This window comes from Streptococcus minor DSM 17118, assembly GCF_000377005.1.
Classification (GTDB): domain Bacteria; phylum Bacillota; class Bacilli; order Lactobacillales; family Streptococcaceae; genus Streptococcus; species Streptococcus minor.
Map to the genome: position 1 here is coordinate 297324 of NZ_AQYB01000033.1, position 20066 is coordinate 317389.

At 40.7% G+C, this 20066-nt stretch carries 18 protein-coding genes; 6 read left to right on the forward strand and 12 right to left on the reverse strand.

Annotated elements, in window-relative coordinates; translation table 11 throughout:
- Positions 1-715: 715 nt before the first annotated feature.
- The 7 genes from mutY to yjbM are packed head-to-tail and all read right to left on the reverse strand — an operon-like array spanning position 716 to position 8738.
- Complete coding sequence (gene mutY, locus F602_RS0107765; RefSeq protein ID WP_026183370.1) at positions 716-1870, reverse strand: A/G-specific adenine glycosylase; 1155 nt, start codon at positions 1868-1870, stop codon at positions 716-718.
- A gap of 46 nt (positions 1871-1916) precedes the next feature.
- Positions 1917-3656: an ABC transporter ATP-binding protein gene (locus F602_RS0107770; protein WP_018167407.1), complete on the reverse strand. Its 1740-nt coding sequence runs from the start codon at positions 3654-3656 to the stop codon at positions 1917-1919.
- Positions 3653-5380 (reverse strand): ABC transporter ATP-binding protein, encoded by a 1728-nt coding sequence (locus F602_RS0107775; protein WP_026183371.1) that lies wholly within the window; start codon positions 5378-5380, stop codon positions 3653-3655. Before F602_RS0107775 ends, F602_RS0107770 begins: the two co-directional genes overlap by 4 nt.
- A gap of 2 nt (positions 5381-5382) precedes the next feature.
- Positions 5383-6369 (reverse strand): phosphate acetyltransferase, encoded by a 987-nt coding sequence (gene pta / locus F602_RS0107780; RefSeq protein ID WP_018167409.1) that lies wholly within the window; start codon positions 6367-6369, stop codon positions 5383-5385.
- Between the two features lie 11 nt (positions 6370-6380).
- Complete coding sequence (locus F602_RS0107785) at positions 6381-7271, reverse strand: RluA family pseudouridine synthase (RefSeq protein ID WP_018167410.1); 891 nt, start codon at positions 7269-7271, stop codon at positions 6381-6383.
- Positions 7271-8089 carry an NAD kinase gene (locus tag F602_RS0107790; protein WP_026183372.1) on the reverse strand — a complete coding sequence of 273 codons (819 nt, stop codon included), beginning with the start codon at positions 8087-8089 and terminating at the stop codon, positions 7271-7273. The genes F602_RS0107785 and F602_RS0107790 overlap by 1 nt, the downstream gene beginning before the upstream one ends.
- Positions 8073-8738: a GTP diphosphokinase gene (yjbM, locus tag F602_RS0107795; protein ID WP_018167412.1), complete on the reverse strand. Its 666-nt coding sequence runs from the start codon at positions 8736-8738 to the stop codon at positions 8073-8075. Before yjbM ends, F602_RS0107790 begins: the two co-directional genes overlap by 17 nt.
- Before the next feature lie 133 nt (positions 8739-8871).
- On the opposite strand from yjbM, the gene F602_RS0107800 reads away from it, so the two are divergent.
- From F602_RS0107800 to F602_RS0107820, 5 genes are all read left to right on the forward strand, one after another.
- Positions 8872-9444, forward strand: a complete 573-nt coding sequence (locus F602_RS0107800) for a CYTH domain-containing protein (RefSeq protein WP_018167413.1) — start codon at positions 8872-8874, stop codon at positions 9442-9444.
- Positions 9445-9584: 140 nt separating this feature from the next.
- Positions 9585-10562 carry a ribose-phosphate diphosphokinase gene (locus tag F602_RS0107805; RefSeq protein ID WP_018167414.1) on the forward strand — a complete coding sequence of 326 codons (978 nt, stop codon included), beginning with the start codon at positions 9585-9587 and terminating at the stop codon, positions 10560-10562.
- A gap of 12 nt (positions 10563-10574) precedes the next feature.
- Positions 10575-11717 carry a cysteine desulfurase family protein gene (locus F602_RS0107810; protein ID WP_018167415.1) on the forward strand — a complete coding sequence of 381 codons (1143 nt, stop codon included), beginning with the start codon at positions 10575-10577 and terminating at the stop codon, positions 11715-11717.
- The gene (locus tag F602_RS0107815; protein WP_018167416.1) at positions 11696-12043 is read left to right on the forward strand and encodes a DUF1831 domain-containing protein; all 348 of its coding nucleotides are present in this window, start codon (positions 11696-11698) and stop codon (positions 12041-12043) included. Before F602_RS0107810 ends, F602_RS0107815 begins: the two co-directional genes overlap by 22 nt.
- A 159-nt stretch (positions 12044-12202) precedes the next feature.
- The gene (locus F602_RS0107820; protein ID WP_018167417.1) at positions 12203-12841 is read left to right on the forward strand and encodes a redox-sensing transcriptional repressor Rex; all 639 of its coding nucleotides are present in this window, start codon (positions 12203-12205) and stop codon (positions 12839-12841) included.
- On the opposite strand, the gene radC is transcribed toward F602_RS0107820, so the two are convergent.
- From radC to gyrA, 3 genes are all read right to left on the reverse strand, one after another.
- A complete protein-coding gene (gene radC, locus F602_RS0107825; RefSeq protein ID WP_018167418.1) occupies positions 12838-13518 on the reverse strand; it encodes a RadC family protein in 681 nt (226 codons plus the stop codon). The genes F602_RS0107820 and radC overlap by 4 nt on opposite strands.
- A gap of 62 nt (positions 13519-13580) precedes the next feature.
- Positions 13581-14324 (reverse strand): class A sortase, encoded by a 744-nt coding sequence (locus F602_RS0107830; protein WP_018167419.1) that lies wholly within the window; start codon positions 14322-14324, stop codon positions 13581-13583.
- A 6-nt stretch (positions 14325-14330) separates the two neighbouring features.
- A complete protein-coding gene (gyrA, locus tag F602_RS0107835; RefSeq protein WP_018167420.1) occupies positions 14331-16784 on the reverse strand; it encodes a DNA gyrase subunit A in 2454 nt (817 codons plus the stop codon).
- 199 nt (positions 16785-16983) lie between these two features.
- Between gyrA and F602_RS0107840 the strand changes: the two genes are divergently transcribed.
- Positions 16984-17967 carry an L-lactate dehydrogenase gene (locus F602_RS0107840; protein WP_018167421.1) on the forward strand — a complete coding sequence of 328 codons (984 nt, stop codon included), beginning with the start codon at positions 16984-16986 and terminating at the stop codon, positions 17965-17967.
- An 81-nt stretch (positions 17968-18048) separates the two neighbouring features.
- Here F602_RS0107840 and F602_RS0107845 read toward each other — a convergent pair whose 3' ends face one another.
- Entirely contained in the window at positions 18049-19002 is a 954-nt protein-coding gene (locus tag F602_RS0107845) for an ABC transporter permease (protein WP_018167422.1), read from the reverse strand.
- Position 19003: 1 nt separating this feature from the next.
- A complete protein-coding gene (locus F602_RS0107850) occupies positions 19004-20065 on the reverse strand; it encodes an ABC transporter permease (protein WP_018167423.1) in 1062 nt (353 codons plus the stop codon).
- Position 20066 lies beyond the last annotated feature (1 nt).

Here is a 20066-nt window from a genome sequence, read left to right on the forward strand (position 1 = left end):
CAATGGTTTTACAACCTAAATTCAAATGATTCACTACCCCATCTTATTTAGATACTTATTATAGATACTACTTTTTAACTTATAACATCACGTTCGTTAAAATTTCAACTACATTATTATCAACCCTTCCCTACTCCTTAAGGCTCAACTGAAACTTTAACTGAAATAAAGAATCGAGTCAGATTAGGGAAGATTTTAAAAGATTGGATTAGCCTTAATTCTTTCCAACTCTTAGGGTAGCTAGGCTAATATGCTAGATGTATCATTCTTAACAAGAAACTATCGTTTTTGATAGCAGACTAAAAGCGATGTTACCAGACTTTTCCTCATTAGCAAGTTATCATTTGCAAGGACAACACACGAAACGAATATTTTGTACAAAAATTCTTTCCTTCACCACAGAAAGAATAGGACCACTCATTTTGAGCTAAGAATAAATTTACTATAATTACTTACAACAAACATGAGTCCTCTGACTCTACATAACTAAACGAATCTCTCGACTGATTTAGCTACATTTCTTTTCCTTATTACTCCTTCCTTTGATCGGTCCTTGAAAGATAACCTTGCTAAATTTAAACTGTGGTTGCAACCACTAGGAAGAATTTATAACTTCCTCTACAGTTTTATTTTAACACTTTTTTAAAGCGCTTTCAAGCATTTATACTCAATGATCTAGAAAAATCATGATTTATCGTAGAATCCATGATTTTAATTATTTTAAAGTCGATTGAAAAGATGCCCACATCTTCTGTTGGGGCTTGGCAAAGGGATATTGATGAAAGTCTTCTGGACTAACCCATACCATTTCTTTATCGGTTACTAGTGATTCTCCCTTATCTGTAACAATCCCTTCTAGTAGTTCAATTTGCCATTTGCGATGGCTAAAAATATGCTGAACAGTGGGAAAATTTCTCAGTTTCCATTCCACATGTAACTGGTATTCTTTTTCAAAGGTATATTGGGGACTTTCAATATGTGAGTCCTCTGCAACTTGGAATAAAGTTAATTCATTCTGTGCTACCGGTTCACTTTCAATCAGAGGAAAGGACCAAAATCCAGATAAGAGTCCTGCACTCGTATTTTTTTCCAATAAAAATTGATTCTGCTGGTTTCGAATAATAAAGCCTTTAAAAAATACAGGGACAGGTTTTTTCTTGGGAGCTTTAATGGGGTATTTATCCATAGTGCCATTACGATAAGCAGCACTAAATTCCCTGACTGGACTGTCTTCTGGCCGAGGATTAACAGGTGCTTCTATATCCGCCCCCAAATCCATCAAAGCTTGATTGAAATCACCTGGTCTAACAGGATCGATTAAAATCTCCATCATGGCTTGAAAAATCTTCCGATTTGCTGGAATTCCGATGTCATGATCGACTTCAAAGAGTCGACTAAGAACCCGCATGACATTCCCGTCTACTGCTGGTTCTGGTAATTGAAAAGCGATACTGGCAATCGCACCAGCTGTATAAGGCCCTATTCCTTTTAAGGTCAAGATCTGATTGTGAGCTTTTGGGAATTGCCCATTAAACTCTAGCATCATCTGTTGAGCAGCCTTCTGCATATTTCGGACACGTGAATAATAGCCTAGCCCCTCCCAAACCTTAAGCAAAACTTCCTCAGGCGCCTGTGCCAAATCTTCAATAGTTGGTAGGCGATGGAGGAAACTCTCGTAGTATGGGATAACTGTGTCAACTCGTGTCTGCTGAAGCATGATTTCTGAAACCCAGATAGCATAGGGATCACTGGTTCGACGCCACGGAAGGTCGCGCTTATTTGCATCATACCAATCTAGGAGAGCTTTTCTAAAAGCTTCAATCTTATCTTTGTCCCACATTTCGATACCATAATCTCTTAAATCTAACATATTACTAGTATAGCATAGACCGAAAAAAAGAGCCACGGAAGGCCCTTTAAGTAAGGCTTCCCTGACTCTTTTGCATTTGGTAATAAAAACCTTTTTTTTGCATGAGTTGGCTATGACTACCCTGCTCTACAATATCACCCTCTACCATCACCAAAATCAAATCGGCTGTTTGGATAGTGGATAGACGATGGGCAATGATAAAGCTGGTTCGGCCTTGCATGAGCTTTTCAAACGCCCCCTGAATCAAAAGCTCTGTACGCGTGTCAATAGAAGACGTCGCCTCATCCAGAATAAGAATACGGGGAAGTTTGACAAAGATACGCGCAATAGCTAATAACTGCCGTTGCCCTTGCGATAAGGATTGGCCCGCATCAGCTAAATAGGTATCGTAACCCTGTGGTAACTGACGAATAAAAAAGTCAGCATTAGCAGCCTGAGCAGCCTCTATGACCAATTCCCGAGTAGCATTGGGATAGCCATAGGCAATATTGTCATGAATCGTGGCTGACTTGAGCCAAGTTTCTTGTAAAACCATACCTACTAGACTTCTCAAAGAGTCACTGCTATAGTCTGAAATCGGCTGTCCATCTAACAAAATTGCTCCTTTATCTAAAGGATAAAAACGCATAAGGAGATTGATGAGGGTAGACTTACCCGCTCCAGTTGGTCCTACAATGGCCACCTTACTACCTGCTGGTATTGACAGATTGAGATTCTTGATTAAAGGCTTGTCCACCAGATAGGAAAAAGACACATCTTGAAACTCGATATTCCCCATTACAGCTTGCTCATCAAATTCCTTTATACTCTCCTCTACTATAGAATCTTTTTCTAAAATATCAAACAATCGCTCTGCGCAGGCTAGAGCGCTCTGCAATTCCGATAGGACAGAAGAAATATCATTAAAGGGTTTCGAATAGTGACTGGCATAGTTTAGAAAGGTAGTCAAACCACCTACAGTAAACCGTCCTTGCATAATCCTTAGAGCACCTAGTCCAGCTAGAAGAGCATAAATCAAGGCATTGATAAAACGAGTGGTTGGATTGACAGTTGATGAGGCAAAAATGGCGACTTGAGAATAATCGGCATATTGTGCATTGATTTTATCAAAGCGATTGGCAAATGTTTCCTGAGCATTGAAAGTCTGAATTAAGGGTAGTTGGCTGATGCTTTCCTCCAACATAGACACCTGCTCTCCCCTTGCCTGAGTTTGTTTGCGATAGTAAAGATAACTTTTTTGCGCAATATAACGTGCAACGAAGAGGGATAAGGGAGTGAGGGCTACCACTACTATCATCATCACGAAGTCCAAATCAGCCATGGCCAATATCATGAAAAAAATAGTCAGTATACCCAAAAAAAGCTGATGAAAGACCATAAGCAAACCATTGGTTAATTGCTCACTATCGCTAGAAATACGGGCAACCAAATCTCCTAGTCCTTGCTGATCTAAATAAGCCAACGGTACAGTATGGAGCTTCTCAAACACTTTTTGACGCAAACCAGCTACCATTTGATAGACTATTTTATTGGTTAATAGCGGACCCAAGAACTGTAAAAGGGTGTTTGCAATGACGACAATTCCCATTTGTAAAAGAACTGTCCTTAGTGTCTGACTAAAACCAAATCCTAAGGTGACATCCACTGCTTGACCAATTAGGATTGGTAGGTAAACGGTTAATAAGACATGTAGTACAGTCAACAAAAGAAAGAAGATGATGGAGATAGGATACTGCAAAAAAAGAAACAGAATTTTCCTTAAAGTGGTACTTTTTAGGGATTTCATTCTAGCACCTCCTGGCTCTCTTGCGATCTTGCAATCTCTTGATAGACAGAACAAGAAACCAGCAATTTTTCATGACTGCCTAAACCCACTTGATGCCCCTGATCCAATACCAAGATTTGCTGGGCTGTAGCCAAACTTTTACTTCTCTGTGAAATCATAATGACAGTCTTATGAGCTAATCTTTTCCGAATCGCTTCTAAGAGACGACTTTCCGTCAAATAGTCCAGAGCAGATGTCGCATCATCCAAAATGAGGATAGGTGCAGGTTGCAAGAGCGCTCTAGCAATTGTTAAACGCTGACGTTGACCTCCAGAAAAATTTTGTCCTCTTGCTTCAACAGGACTACTTAGCCCTTCTTTGGCCTCCAAAAACTCTCTGGCTTGAGCAATATCTAATGCTTGCCACATATCCTGATCAGAAACATATTCTAAACCAAGGCTCAGATTCGAACGAATATCGCCTTTAAAAAGTTGAGCAGTTTGAGAAACAATCGCTATTTGCTGGCGCCAATGTTTTAAACTTTTCGGACTTTGACCAGCTAGAAAAAGAGATAGACGACCTGTAGTCACAGGGTAGAGTCGTAACAAAAGTTGAACTAGGGTGGATTTACCCGATCCTGTTCCACCAATGATTCCAAAAAAGTCACCACTGTAAATTGAAAAATTTAAACCAGAAAGTGCTCTATCACCCGAATTGGAATAGGCGAAAGATAAATTTTCTGCTTCCACAATCAAAGAAGGATCATTAGCCTTTTCTGATGGTAAATGTGCCTCAATGTCCTCTGAATCTTCGTCAAAGACTTCTTGAACTCGTTTGGCAGAGATAAAAGTTTGGTTCATTGTCATGACTACCATAACTAACTTAACTAATTCAACCAAGATTTGGAGTAGATAATTGATTAGAGCGATGAGTTGGCCTTGCTCCAATGCATTATCGGCAATAGCTAATTTTCCTTGGTAGATTAAGATAATCAAAGTGAGATTGACAACTAAATAAGTCAAAGGAGCTAGTGCAACAGACCAACATCCAGCCTGTGTTTGCTGAGCCAGATAAACCTGATTTTCTATCTCAAAATGCTTAATTTCTCGTCTGGTTTGGCCAAATGCCCGAATGACACGACTACCTGTGACTGCCTCTCTAACGAGCGCAACCAATTTGTCTAAAGTTTTTCTCATTTGCTCAAATAGTTTTGCTGAGATTAGTGAAATCACTGTCACAATGATAAGCAAAACACCAATCATAATGAGAAATAAAATAGATAAGCGAGGACTGATATAAAAGGACATCGTGAGAGCACCAAAAACAACAATTGGAGCCCTTAAAAAGAGACGGAGAAAACTATTGATACCTGTTTGAATTTGTAAACAATCGCTTGAGAGACGTGTCAGAAGACTGGATGTTGATAGCCTATCCTGACTTTCTTTTGGCAAAGCCAAGACTTTCCGATATAAATCCTGACTCAAATTTCTCGTATAGCCCACTGCTGCTTTGGCTGAATAATATTGAGCGGTGATAGCTACCAAAACACCTACACAAGCCAAGCAAACTAATAGTAAAATCATAGCAACCAAGTCTCCTTGATTGCCATGCGGAATAATAGAGTCAACGATAAAAGCGATGACTAAGGGAACTGTTAACTCGAAAGCAGCCTCGAGAAGCTTAAAGAGCGGCCCTAGGATTGACTCCTTAAGATAGTCCCTAAAATACCGAAAAAGTGCTGTCATGATTAGAGAGCATCTACCGCTTGTGCAGCCGTGATGATGCCAAGTTTGTATACATCCTCCGAACTACAACCACGAGAAAGATCATTAACAGGCTTATTCAAACCTTGGAGCACTGGACCAACAGCCTCGAAGCCACCCAAACGCTCCGTAATCTTGTAGGCAATATTACCTGCTTCAATGGCTGGGAAAATAAAGACATTTGCCTGACCTGCAACTGGGCTGTCTGGAGCTTTCAAACGAGCTGTATTTGGCTCCAAAGCCGCATCCATCTGCAATTCACCATCAATCAAAAGATCTGGACGAGCTTCTTTGGCTAACCGAGTAGCTTCTACCACTTTATCTACATGAGGACCTGAACCTGAACCTTTAGTAGAATAAGAAATCATAGCAATTTTTGGTTCTAAGCCAAATGTTTCAGCAGTGGCTGCTGATTGGATAGCAATTTCAGCAAGAGCTTCTGCATCTGGGTCAATATTGATTGCACAGTCACCAAAGATATACTTGTGTTCATCTTTTACCATCAAGAATACTCCAGAAGTACGTTTAACACCTGGTTTGGTCTTGATAATTTGTAGAGCTGGACGCACTGTATCAGCAGTAGAATGAACTGCTCCAGAAACCATTCCTTCTGCTAAACCAAGTTGAACCAGCATCACGCCAAAGTAGTTGACATCACGCAAGATTTGATCAGCTTGAGCTTCATCAACTTTCCCTTTACGGATGTTCAAAAATTCTTGCTTCATAGCATCAAAGTTAGCATAATTATTTGGGTCGATAACTGTAATACCAGGGTTTGAGAAGCCAAAATCAGTCAAAAGAGAGTGAACTTCTGTAGGAACACCTAAAATAATCGGCTCAGCCAAACCTTCAAATTTCAAACGAGCAGCAGCACGAACCACACGCTCATCTTTTCCTTCTGGGAAAACAATACGTAGTTTTTTACCTACGATTGTTTGTTTCATTTCACCGAATAAATTCCGAATTTCCATTGTAAATCTCCTTAATTATTTAATTTTTTTATTACAGCCTGAAAATCGGCTGGCAATGGACTAGTTAAGTTGAGTTGTTCCTCCATAAAAGGATGAACAAAAGACAAGTTTTGGCAGTGAAGGGCTTGACGCTCAATGCCAAAATCCAAACTTCCCCCATACAAATCATCCCCTAAAAGAGGAAAGCCAAGATGAGAAAAATGAACACGAATCTGATGGGTACGACCTGTATGTAGTTGAATATCCACCAGATGGACATCTCCCCATGATTGGACCACCTTATAAGAAGTATGAGCATACTTGCCTGAGGGAGTGACGATTCGTGTGATGATACTATCCTTCGGCCTACCAATCGGCGCTATAATATCACCTGACGGTCCTAGGTCTCCCCGACCACGAACCAAGGCATAGTAACGTTTTCGTATCGTTTTAGCCTGCAATTGTTTATCTAGACGGGCATGGGCATAACCATGTTTTGCAAAGAGCATGAGACCAGATGTATCGCGGTCCAAGCGTGTAACAATATGAACCTGTTTGTTCTCATACTGATTTTTTAGATAATAACCCTTGACAAAATTAGCAATGGTTGACGAATGAAGAGCGCTAGGAATAGAAGCATAGCCAACTGGCTTATTGATAGCTAGAAAATGCTCATCTTCAAAAATAAGATCCAGCGGATAGTCAATCGGAGCTAGTTTTCCTGTCGTATCTTCTTCGCTAGGAATATCCACCGCAACCCTATCCCCGATATCCAAGAGATAGGTCGCATTTTGTTGCACTCCATTGACTAGGATATCACCACCTCTAAATTTGATCTTGGCAAGTAAGCTTTTAGAGATTTCATGTTTCTTGAGAAAGGTTTTCACCTTGACATGCTGGTCCGCAACAAATTCAAAGCGCATTACTCCACCTCTCCAATAAAAGCATCTTTGACTCGATTCCAAAAGCTCGTATGGCTAGGGGTGGCAACAAAATGAATCTTGCTATTGTCAAGCTGGTATTCAATTCGATCAATATTGTCATAGACAAATGTGCGATTGTCCACGGATAAGGAATACCGGTCGTCATGCTTAGGCTCGATGACAATCTTATCCTTCTTTGGAACGACAATGGAAGATCCCAGTGTGCGATAAACTCGATTGTTAAGACTAGCCACTTCCGCAATTTGAAGAGCTTCAATTGTTGGATGCAAAACGGCTCCTCCTAGAGACTTGTTGTAAGCAGTCGACCCCGTTGGTGTAGAGACTGAAATGCCATCTCCTCGAAACCGTTCAAAGTGAACATTATTGATAAAAACATCTGCAACCATCGTTTTTGAGAGCCTTTTAACAGTAGCCTCATTGAGGGCACGCGCCGTGACTTGACGACCATCCATCATCTTGACCTTGACGTTTAGAATAGGATAAGAAACCTTGGCCCCTGTATCTAGTTTCAAATTGGCAATTAGTTTATCCACCTCAAAATCACGATAATCAGTGTAAAAACCCAAGTGCCCAGTATGTATCCCTACAAAACGGACACGGTCAATGATCGATTCGTATTTATGGAAGGCAGACAGCAACATCCCGTCTCCTCCAATAGAAATTACGATATCTGGATTTTTAGGAGTTAGGATAAAATTAGCTTCCTTTAGCTTGCTCCATAATTCTTTTGACACAGCCTCACTCTTAGGATTGCGACTGCTTAATAGTGCAATTTTTTTTCTATCTGTATTCTTCATCTGTATCATCGCTATTTCCAACACCATCATTCAGCTTACGATAGGCAGGGTCAAACATGGCCTGAGCCTCCTGAATGTCGTCGCGGATTTTGCGCATCTCCTCATCTAGCTGGTAAGCGATTTTAGCTGTGATTTCCAAACGTTTCTTGATTTCTTCTGGAAAATTTCCCCTGTACTTGTAGTTAAGGGAATGCTCAATTGTCGCCCAAAAGTTCATTGACAAGGTCCGAATCTGAATCTCTGCTAGAACAGTCTGGTTCCCATTGATAGTATCAACAGGATATTCGACGATAACATGGTAAGAGCGGTATCCCGAAGCCTTCATATTTTTAATGTAATCACGCTCCTGCACTACTCGCATATCTTTTCGCTTGCGAATAATTTCGAGTACTTCTTCTACGTCATCCACAAACTGGACCATAATGCGAATGCCCGCAATATCCTGCATATCCTGACTCAAATTTTCCAACTTGATATGGCGCAGAATCATTTTTTCACGAATGGACTCAATGGGCTTGACCCGACCAGTTACAAATTCTATAGGCGAATGACGATTAGCTTTTCGGTATTGCTTGCGCACACCACGAAACTTAATTTTCAATTCACCGACTGTTTGAATATAGGGGTCTAGGAATTCTTCCCAATTCATTTCATATCCCCTTTCATTTTAACATTTTTTACTTCCATAGAAAATTCAGCTTGTTCCTTGTCAAAATCTGATTTTTTTTATAGAATAGCACAAAGATTATTATACCACATGAAAGGCTTTTACTCTAGTAAAAATGAACCAATTGGAAATCGAATACAAAACTCTCCTCAACAAGGCTGAGTATATCCGACTACTGGAAATTTTTTCAGACACAGAGCCGGTTATCCAGACCAATTATTACATTGACACACCTCATTTAGATATGAAAAAGCATCGTTTTTCTCTCCGCATCCGCCTACTTCCAGATGCTGGCGAGTTGACCCTCAAATGTCCTCAAGATGTGGGAAATATGGAGTACAATCAGTTTTTGTCTCTGGAAGAAACAAAGGATTTACTTGAAACATTTCAGCTTCCAAAAGGGCATATCCATGATTTGGTTACAGCAACCCAAATTCCTATTTCACAATTGCAAATTTGGGGCCAACTGACTACTAAGCGCTATGAAAAAGAAGTCTCCTTTGGTCTCATGGCACTGGATGAAAATTCCTATAACGGTAAGAGGGATTATGAATTAGAGGTTGAAGTAAAAGATGCTGAAGAAGGTAAGATTTCCTTTGATTTTTTCCTCAAAAAACATTCTGTTAAGTTCAAATATGCTAGCAGCAAGGTAGCTCGTGCTGCTGCGTCTCTTAAATCAGCCAAATAAGTGCTGATTTTTTTGCTTTCACTTACTGAAAATTTGTCTTTTTTTTGGTAAAATAGTTCTAGTCAATAAATTACAAACAAGCTTTCTGGCCCAAGGCCTCTTGAAGCTTATCCTCTACACACAAAAGGAGTCAATTAGCCATGGTTCAACCATATGCTGACAAACAAATTAAACTGTTCTCTTTGACAGGGAATCAAGCCATTGCCGAAAAAATTTCCAAAGCAGCTGGTATTCCCCTAGGTAAAGTATCTTCCCGGCAATTCTCTGACGGAGAAATTCAAATCAACATCGAAGAGAGTGTCCGTGGTGTGGATGTCTATGTGATTCAATCAACTAGCTATCCAGTAAATGACCACCTATGGGAACTCTTAATCATGGTGGATGCCTGTATCCGAGCTAGTGCCAATTCTGTGACCGTTGTCATGCCTTACTTTGGCTATGCTAGACAGGACCGAACAGCCGCCCCCCGTGAACCAATCACTGCTAAACTAGTTGCCAATATGCTCGTTAAGGCTGGGGTAACACGTGTTGTTACCTTAGATTTACATGCCGTTCAGGTTCAAGGCTTCTTTGATATTCCAGTTGATAATCTCTTCACCGTCCCTCTATTTGCAGATTACTATGCAAGAAAGGGACTAGTTGGCGACGATGTTGTGATTGTCAGTCCTAAAAATTCTGGTATCAAACGTGCGCGTGGCCTTGCAGAGTCACTCAATGCCCCAATCGCTATCATTGACTATGCTCAAGATGATTCAGAACGCGAAGAGGGCTATATCATCGGTAATGTTGCAGGTAAAAAAGCTATTCTGATTGATGATATTATTAATACAGGAAAAACCTTCTCTGAGGCCTCTAAGATTGTACAAAATAATGGTGCAACCGATATTTATGCCGTAGCCAGTCATGGACTCTTTGCAGGAAAAGCTACTCAGCTTTTAGATGCTGCTCCTATTCAGGAAATTCTTGTGACAGATTCCGTTGATAGCAAGGAACAATTACCAAAAAATATTCAGTTCTTATCTGCCAGTGAACTCATTGCCGATGCGATTATCCGTATCCATGAACGCCGCCCAGTTAGCCCACTCTTTAATGCTACTATCCATCTAGATAAAAAATAGGGAGGTCTTATCTTGATTTATCTCGATAATGCGGCAACCACTTCCCTTTCGACCAAGGCTTTAGAAACCTTGGTTTCTGTATCACAAGAAGTTTATGGGAATCCATCCAGCATTCATACTTTTGGTCGTAAGGCCAACCAGATTCTTCGACAAGCACGTCAAGATATTGCACATTCCCTAAGAGTCAAATCAGACCAAATCATCTTCACCTCTGGCGGTTCTGAGGCTGATAACTTGGCTATCAAAGGTTATGCTTTGGCCCATCAGAACAAGGGCAAACATTTGATTACAACCGCTATAGAACATCATGCCGTTCTGCATACTATGGAGTACTTGGAAGAACGCTTTGGATTTGAAGTGACCTATCTCCAACCGGTCAATCAGCAAATCACAGCTCAACAAGTTAAGGAAGCTCTACAACCAGATACGATTCTTGTTAGCATCATGTATGCCAATAATGAAACAGGTCAACTTTTACCAATTCAGGAAATTGGAGAATTGTTACAATCACATCAGGTAGCCTTCCATGTAGATGCTGTTCAAGCTGTCGGAAAAGTTCCCCTCTTTCCAGAGGAGCTTGGTATTGACTTTCTTGCTGCTTCAGCTCATAAGTTCCATGGCCCAAAAGGGGTTGGTTTTCTCTATAGCAAACATGCAAAGTTGGATTCTCTTATCAATGGAGGAAAACAGGAGAATCAGCACCGTGCCGGAACTGAAAACTTGCCAGCTATTGCTGCCATGGCAAGAGCCTTAACAGACCAGATCAAACAATATCAAAGAAATCTAGACTACATCAGGCAACTGAGAGAACAATTTTTAACAGAAATTGCCACGATTGACCATTATATCAACCAAAGTGAACACACTCTGCCTCACATCCTTAACATTGGCTTCCCAGGTTACTTAAACGAACAACTCCTCATGCGATTGGACCTTGCTGGAATAGCTGTCTCTAGCGGTTCAGCCTGTACAGCTGGTGTTATCCAGAACAGTCATGTCCTAGAAGCCCTATATGGAACAGATTCTCAGCGACTAAAAGAATCTATCCGTATCAGTTTTTCAGAAGAAAATACTGCTGAAGAAATTCATACACTTAGTCAAACTATAAAAGAAATTATTGGAGGTGCCCCAACATGGCATTCGAACCACAAGTAGCTCTAAAAGATTGTCGCTACTCTTACAAAATCACGCCTACTGTCAAAAAATTTACACTCCGTGATAATACATTTGAAGTTACCAAAGCTGGTAATTATCAACTTAGCCGTATCCTTGAAGAAGTTCCCAATTCAAATAAAGGCTTCTTATTGAAAATCATCATCAATAGTGAGCTTAATGGCTTTAAAATTAACATCACTGACCAGTCAGGGCTTCGTCTTGTGAATATTTTTAAACCAGATGGCAATAAGGTGATTCAAGAGAAATTTTATTTCCTAATGGACAGTCTAGTAGATCGCGGAATTTTCACAAAAGAAGAAAAATAATGAGAAAATTCAAAGCTCTCTAGATTATTGATTTAAAGAGAAAAAACAAGGGAATCCCCTTGTTTTTTCTCTTTCCGAGAGCAATTTATTGATTTTTTCACAAACATACTTTACAATATAAAAGGATAAAATTTACCCTATAGAAACGGAGAAAAGATTGTGAAAAGCAATAAAAATGCAGCTATCCCACGCGCAACTGCCAAACGGCTTTCGCTCTATTACCGAATTTTTAAGCGATTTCACCGTGAAAATATTGAAAAAGCGAGCTCTAAGGAGATTGCAGAGGCCATCGGTATTGATTCTGCGACTGTCCGCAGAGATTTTTCTTACTTTGGTGAACTAGGCCGCCGTGGCTTTGGTTACGATGTTAAAAAACTCATGAACTTCTTCGCAGAAATTCTTAATGACAACTCCATTACCAATGTCATGTTGGTCGGAGTCGGTAATATGGGTCGCGCCCTCCTTCACTACCGGTTCCACGAGCGCAATAAAATGAAGATTGTCATGGCATTTGAAAAAGATGATAACCCAGCTGTCGGAACCATAGACCAAAACGTTCCCATTTACAGTATCTCGCAAATTGAAGACAAAATTAAAGAAGCAAATGCAAAAACTGCTATTTTAACTGTACCAAGTAGTGCTGCACAAAGTGTTGCTGATTCCTTAGTTGAAGCTGGCGTCAAGGGGATTCTTAGCTTCTCCCCCGTCAACCTCAGTGTGCCCAAAGATGTCGTTGTCCAATATGTTGATTTGACTAGTGAGCTACAGACTCTACTATACTTTATGCGAAAGGGTTAAAATAGCTCACTCTCTTCTCTAAAACTATAATACGAAGAGTGACCGACAATCAAGTGATCTAATAAAACGAGTCCTAGAGTTTCACAGGACTCTTTTAATTTTTCTGTGAATAGGATATCATGACGACTGGGATCGATAGAGCCCGATGGATGATTGTGAACAATAATAACTGATGTAGCCATACATTTGACAGCATAATGTAAAATCTCCCTCGGTTCTGCAATGCTGCGATTGACGGAACCTATAAAAATAGTTTTTTGTGAGATGATACGATTTTGTGTATCTAGATAAAGGGCCACTAGATGTTCCTGCTTCTCCTGCCCAATATCCGCAATCATCTTGCGTCCCAAGCGCTCACTCCCTAAGACTCGTTCTTCTAAGAGAAGCTCCGATTGATGCACTCTCTTACCAAGTTCAACCATCGCCTTAATTTCTATAGCTTTAACTCGCCCAATTCCAGTCAATTGTTGCAGTTCTTCGATAGAAAGTTCCCTTAGGGAAGCCAGACTATCCAATTTTTGCAACAAATGTTGGGATAAAACAGAGACAGGCTCATTCTTTGTTCCCGTTCGAATGAGTATGGCCAAGAGTTCCTGATTACTGAGCTTTTCAGCTCCAACTGCCATCAAACGCTCCCTTGGCAATAGCGCTTCTTCCTTAAATTGAATACTATACATAATAACCCTCCTACCTAATCTATTCGAAAAAAACGAGATACACAAATGTATCTCGCTTCTTTTTATAATTGAACTTGATTATAAGAACGTTCAAAATGCTTCAAGATATCCTGAGGAGCACCTTCAAAAGGAAGGCTAGTCTCCAAATCACCAAAAACGATTGTCCGCATGGTTGCTTCTGCATCCTCGCAAGTAACCAATGTGATTTGGTTTCTATCAGGATAATCATCAATGACATCCACTCGCTCAGGTTCTACTGTTTCAACAGCAGTAATGACATAAACATAGATATTTTGCTTGTCCGTTATATAAATTTTCATCCCGTTTTTAGCCTTGTAGAGCGGAGAGAAAAGAGTCTCACTAGCTCCAGCAATGCCAAAGATATGATGGCTAGCCAAAGTGTAGTTTCCTTGGCCCATGACTTGATTTTCCTTCATAGTGCCTGCTCCATACATAAGAGCAACATTAGATAAGCCTTTAAAAATCGGTAAATTAACCCCAAGATCAGGAATGGCAATACCACCAATAACAGGTAGTTGCTGTGCTTCCCACTGAGCCTTCAGCACAGCCTCTGTTGAGATAGATTCAACTTGGTTGAAGTCAAAAGTAACATCCGCATTTTTATTTTTTTCGATATCTTCTTTAGACACTTTGCTTATTTGGTAATGATTGGAATACCAAGCAATAATCATATTACGGATAGAGGTATTAAAGATTAAAACTAAAGAAATAAGAATCAAGAGAAAGATGAATGTGCTTCTCAGAAAATGAAACTTTTTCTTTTTTTGATTTCTCTGCCTTCTCATCATATTTTACGCTTCACCCTCAATTTCTTCTTTTTCTTCTTCAGGTGCTACCAAGGCAAAGGCTACAATTTTCGCATCATCATCCAAGCGCATGACTTTAACTCCCATGGTTGAGCGACCAGTTTGAGAAATGTTGGAAACATTGGTGCGAATGACAACGCCAGTATCCGTCATGACAACCATATCCTCATTACCCGAAACAGTTACCAGACCTGCTAACGGACCATTCTTGGTTGCTACGTTGAGGGTTTTGATTCCCTTACCACCGCGACCCTTGGTTGGATATTCGCTAGCAGCTGTACGCTTACCAAAGCCTTTCTCTGTCAGCACTAAAACTTCCTGATCGTCAGAAATTACTGTTGCACCAACCAAGCAATCTTCATCTCGTAAATTGACACCGCGGACACCTGTTGCGGTACGGCCCATATTGCGGACGACTGCCTCATTAAAGCGAACAGAATAACCAAGTCGAGTTCCCATGATAACATCAGATTGACCATCTGTCAGAAAGACTGTAATCAACTCATCATCATCTTTCAAGTTCAAAGCCTTTAGACCATTTTGGCGGATATTACCAAATTCAGATACACCTGTTCTTTTAACAACTCCTTGACGAGTAGCAAAGAAGAGGTATTGTTCTTCATTTTTCTCACGACCAACATTGATAATGGTTTGAACAAATTCATTATCCTCCAACTTGAGAAGATTCACGATTGGTAGACCTTTAGCTGTACGACCATATTCTGGAATTTCATAGGCTTTGAGACGATACACACGCCCCTTGTTGGTGAAGAAAAGGAGACGATCATGTGTAGAGGAAGACACCAAGTCCTTGACAAAATCATCATCTTTGACACCAGTGCCCTGAACACCACGACCTCCACGTTTCTGGGCACGAAATTCATCTTGATCTAAGCGTTTAATATAGCCCTTGTTAGAAAGTGTGATGAGTACATCTGTCTCTTCAATCAAATCTTCATCTTCTAGCGCTAGAACTTCACCAATCATAAGCTCAGTACGACGTTTATCAGCATACTTGCGCTTCACTTCTGACAACTCGTCTTTAACAATTTGAACAACTCTTGCTGGTTTTGCCAAAATATCCGCCAAATCAGCAATAAGAGCCAATAACTCATCATATTCTGATTGAATCTTATCGCGTTCTAAGCCTGTCAAACGACGAAGACGCATATCTAGGATAGCCTGACTTTGACGCTCACTGAGTTCAAATTTCCTCATCAACTCAGCCTGAGCAATAGCATCTGTTTCTGAATCTCGGATGGTTCGGATAACCTCATCAATATGGTCTAAGGCAATCAGTAAACCTTCTAAAATGTGAGCTCTACCTTCTGCTTTTTCCTTATCAAACTGGGTTCTACGAACGACCACTTCCTTCTGATGCTCAATATAAGCAGATAGGATTTCTTTAATGGAGAGAATCTTTGGTACGCCACCCTGAATGGCCAACATATTAAAACTAAAATTGGACTGCAACTGGGTCAACTTAAAAAGATTGTTGAGAATTACATTCGCTGAGGCGTCTCTACGTACCTCGATCACAAAACGAACCCCTTCGCGGTTAGACTCATCACGAACGGCCGTAATCCCCTCAATCCGTTTTTCTTGAGCCAAATGGACAATGTGGTCGTGAACCTTGGACTTATTCACCATATAAGGAAACTCAGTCACAATAATTCGCTCACGGCCATTTCCAAATTCTTCAATTTCTGTACGGGATCGAAGAACAATAGAGCCTTTACCTGTTTCATAAGCTCTATGAATACCAGATTTCCCCATAACCAAAGCCCCTGTTGGGAAGTCAGGTCCAGGTAAAACCTCCATAATGTCTCGAGTTGTCGCCTCTGGATTGTCCATAAGTAAATGAACGGCATCAATGGTTTCACCTAAATTGTGAGGTGGAATGTTGGTCGCCATTCCAACTGCAATACCAGTTGTACCATTAACCAATAGATTTGGAAAACGAGCAGGTAGCACCTCAGGCTCACGCTCACTCGCATCATAGTTATCTGCAAAGTTAACCGTATTTTTATTGATATCTCGAAGCATCTCAAGAGCAATCTTACTCATGCGTGCTTCTGTATAACGCTGGGCCGCAGCACCATCTCCATCCATAGAACCAAAGTTCCCATGACCGTCAATTAGCATGTGACGATAGGACCACCATTGGGCCATCCGGACCATCGCTTCATAAATAGCTTTATCACCATGAGGATGGTATTTACCCATGACATCACCAGTGATACGAGCAGATTTTTTATGGGGTTTATCGGGTAGGATTCCCAATTCATTCATTCCATACAAAATACGACGGTGTACTGGTTTGAGGCCATCTCGAACATCCGGGAGAGCCCGTGCCACGATGACACTCATAGCGTAATCAATGAAACTTGTTTTCATTTCACTGGTTAAATTAATATCTACTAAATTCTTATCTTGCACTGAACAAGCCTCATTTCCTCTTGAAAATACTATTACTATTATACCATAAATTGGTTTAAATATAAGGTTTTAAGTGTCTTCTAGCTATCAATGTAAACATTTTCAAATTACTATCTTTGCTTGTGAAAGCACGTAAAAAATGCTACAATACTTAGTGATTGGGATCTTTCCCATACCAAATCTAAGGAGATGTGTAGCCATGACTGCAACAAAACAACACAAAAAAGTAATTCTGGTCGGCGATGGTGCCGTAGGTTCCGCTTATGCCTATGCTCTTGTTAACCAAGGAATTGGTCAAGAGTTGGGTATTGTTGATATCAACAAAGATCGTACTCAAGGAGATGCCGAGGATTTGAGCCACGCTCTTGCCTTCACTTCACCTAAAAAAATCTATTCTGCTGAATATGCTGATGCGCACGATGCTGATCTTGTTGTATTGACAGCAGGATTGCCACAAAAACCAGGTGAAACTCGTCTTGAATTGGTAGAAAAAAACCTTCGTATCAACAAGCAAATTGTTACCGAGATTGTTGCTTCAGGTTTCAATGGTATCTTCCTTGTTGCAGCTAACCCAGTTGACATTTTGACATACTCAACTTGGAAATTCTCTGGTTTCCCTAAAGAACGCGTCATTGGTTCAGGCACATCTCTTGATACAGCTCGATTCCGTCAAGCCTTGGCTGACAAAATCGGTATTGATGCACGTTCTGTCCACGCTTATATCATGGGTGAACATGGGGACTCAGAATTTGCCGTTTGGTCTCATGCCAATGTTGCAGGTGTTAAATTGGAACAATGGTTACAAGACAACCGTGATGTTGATGCACAAGGCTTGGTAGATCTCTTCATCTCCGTCCGTGATGCTGCATACTCTATTATCAATAAAAAAGGTGCTACCTACTACGGAATCGGTGTAGCCTTGGCACGTATTACTAAAGCTATCTTTGATGACGAAAAGACTGTCTTACCGCTTTCTGTATACCAATCAGGCCAATATGAAGGTGTTGAAGATGTCTTTATCGGACAACCTGCCATTGTTGGTGCTCACGGTATTGTACGTCCAGTTAATCTTCCACTAAATGATGCTGAATTGCAAAAAATGCAAGCATCAGCTAAACAATTGAAAGACATCATTGATGATGCTTTCGCTAATCCAGAAATCGCTGAAGGCGTAAAACAATAATTGTTATGAGCTATCTTCCACATTAGGAGATAGCTTTTTGTATCTCATCAAAAAAAGCTTGAGACAAAGTCTCGAGCTTTTTTATTTTGATTTTATATAATTGATACCATCAGCTTTAGGTGCTACTGCTTTACCAAAGAAGGCTGCCAAAGCAATCACCGTAATCAAATATGGAGCCATTTGAAGGTAAACAGCTGGGACATTTTGTAGCCCTGGTAACTGACTTCCGATAACTGCTAAACTTTGGGAAAGTCCAAAGAAGAGACTAGCTAACATAGCACCAAGTGGATTCCATTTGCCGAAGATAACTGCAGCTAAGGCAATGAAGCCTGAACCAACAATGGTTGTTGCTGAGAAATTGATATTGACTGATTGGGCACTCACTGCTCCACCAATTCCACCAAGGAAACCAGCAATCATAACACCAGCAAAACGCATTTTGTAGACGTTAATTCCCAAAGTATCAGCAGCCTGTGGGTGTTCACCAACAGAACGTAAACGAAGACCAAAGCGTGTCTTATAAAGTACAAACCATGCAACGAAGGCTGTTAAAATCGCCAGATAGCCCATTAAGCTAGTATTCTTGAAGAATAGGTCTCCAATGACTGGAATCTTAGATAATCCAGGGAATGAAAACTTACCAAATGATTGGCGGATAGAGTCTGTCTGACCTTTGCCGTAAATAACTTTAACCAAGAAAACAGACAGGGCAGGTGCTAGAAGGTTTAGAACTGTACCAGATACGACATGATCAGCTCGGAAAATAATAGTTGCTGTAGCGTGAATCAGCTGGAATAAAATTCCTACCAACCCACCTAGCAAAACAGCCATAAGCGGTGTCATTTTACCGAACTGTTCTGCAAATTCGATATTGAAAACAACACCAGCGAAGGCACCAATAACCATTGTTCCTTCAAGACCGACGTTAACAATACCAGCACGCTCAGAGAACACTCCACCCAGACTGGTGAAAATCAAAGGTGCTGAGTAGATGAGCATTTGCGAAATGAGTAATGTTAGTAAGTTCAAACTCATTTTACTTACCCCCTTTCGCAAAACGTTTGGATCGTAAAACTTGTTCAAAGATGAATTTCACGCCAATGAAGAAGATGATGGAGGCTGTGACAACATTGACCAATTCCGGTGGAATTTGAGCTCGAACCATCCCTGATGAACCAACAGATAAGGCACCAAAGAGGAAGGCTGCAAATGGAATACCAAGTGGTGAATTGGAGGCCAATAGAGCAACTGACATACCATTAAAACCGATGTCCAAGTTAGCTGCTTGAATATAGACATTTTGGAAAGTTCCGAGCCCCTGTACAGCTCCTCCAAGACCTGCAAGTGCTCCTGAGATGACCATGGACATAACAATCGTCCGTTTGGTGCTCATTCCTGCATAGTCTGCAGCATTGGGATTAAGACCGGCAGCGCGAATTTCAAAACCTAGTGTCGTTTTAGCAAACAAGAACCAGATGACTACTACTGCTATAATGGCAAAGAAGATACCAATATTCATCCGAGAATTATCCGTTAAAGCCCGCAACCAAGCTGTTTGATAAGAAGCATTGGCAGAAACATTGATACTGGAGTCAGTATTTTTCATCAACTTATCTGAGAAAACATCGCGAATGATATAATTTGAAAAATAGAGCAAGATGTAGTTCATCATGATGGTCACGATAACTTCACTGGTTCCCAAGAATGCCCGCAAAAATCCAGGAATGGCTCCAGCGATTCCACCAGCTAGCATGGCAATAAGCACTGTTGCTAGAATCAAGAGAGGTCTTGGCATATCAGGATTTGCCAGAGCAAACCAGCCTGCAAATACCCATCCAACGAGTGCTTGGCCTGATAAACCAACGTTGAAGAAACCAGCACGACTGGCTACCGCAAAACCAAGTGCTGTAAAGACAAGAGGAGCAACGGCACGGAAGATTTCGCCGATATTTTTAATAGATCCAAAAGCAGTATAAAAGAGTTCTTCGTATCCCCAGATAGGGTCATATCCAAAGACTAACATAATGATTGCCCCAAGTAACAAGCCTGCCAAGACTGCCATCAAGGGAATCAGGATACTTTCATATTTTTTTAGCATG

Bases quoted from the DNA above. Each gene is read 5' to 3' on its own strand.
- F602_RS0107830 (WP_018167419.1), bottom strand. From the start codon at position 14,324: ATGAGAAGGCAGAGAAATCAAAAAAAGAAAAAGTTTCATTTTCTGAGA.
- F602_RS0107800 (WP_018167413.1), top strand. From the start codon at position 8,872: ATGAACCAATTGGAAATCGAATACAAAACTCTCCTCAACAAGGCTGAG.
- radC (WP_018167418.1), bottom strand. From the start codon at position 13,518: ATGTATAGTATTCAATTTAAGGAAGAAGCGCTATTGCCAAGGGAGCGT.
- F602_RS0107840 (WP_018167421.1), top strand. From the start codon at position 16,984: ATGACTGCAACAAAACAACACAAAAAAGTAATTCTGGTCGGCGATGGT.
- F602_RS0107805 (WP_018167414.1), top strand. From the start codon at position 9,585: ATGGTTCAACCATATGCTGACAAACAAATTAAACTGTTCTCTTTGACA.
- F602_RS0107775 (WP_026183371.1), bottom strand. From the start codon at position 5,380: ATGACAGCACTTTTTCGGTATTTTAGGGACTATCTTAAGGAGTCAATC.
- F602_RS0107770 (WP_018167407.1), bottom strand. From the start codon at position 3,656: ATGAAATCCCTAAAAAGTACCACTTTAAGGAAAATTCTGTTTCTTTTT.
- F602_RS0107845 (WP_018167422.1), bottom strand. From the start codon at position 19,002: ATGAGTTTGAACTTACTAACATTACTCATTTCGCAAATGCTCATCTAC.
- F602_RS0107790 (WP_026183372.1), bottom strand. From the start codon at position 8,089: ATGAAGAATACAGATAGAAAAAAAATTGCACTATTAAGCAGTCGCAAT.
- F602_RS0107815 (WP_018167416.1), top strand. From the start codon at position 11,696: ATGGCATTCGAACCACAAGTAGCTCTAAAAGATTGTCGCTACTCTTAC.
- F602_RS0107785 (WP_018167410.1), bottom strand. From the start codon at position 7,271: ATGCGCTTTGAATTTGTTGCGGACCAGCATGTCAAGGTGAAAACCTTT.
- pta (WP_018167409.1), bottom strand. From the start codon at position 6,369: ATGGAAATTCGGAATTTATTCGGTGAAATGAAACAAACAATCGTAGGT.
- F602_RS0107850 (WP_018167423.1), bottom strand. From the start codon at position 20,065: ATGCTAAAAAAATATGAAAGTATCCTGATTCCCTTGATGGCAGTCTTG.
- mutY (WP_026183370.1), bottom strand. From the start codon at position 1,870: ATGTTAGATTTAAGAGATTATGGTATCGAAATGTGGGACAAAGATAAG.
- yjbM (WP_018167412.1), bottom strand. From the start codon at position 8,738: ATGAATTGGGAAGAATTCCTAGACCCCTATATTCAAACAGTCGGTGAA.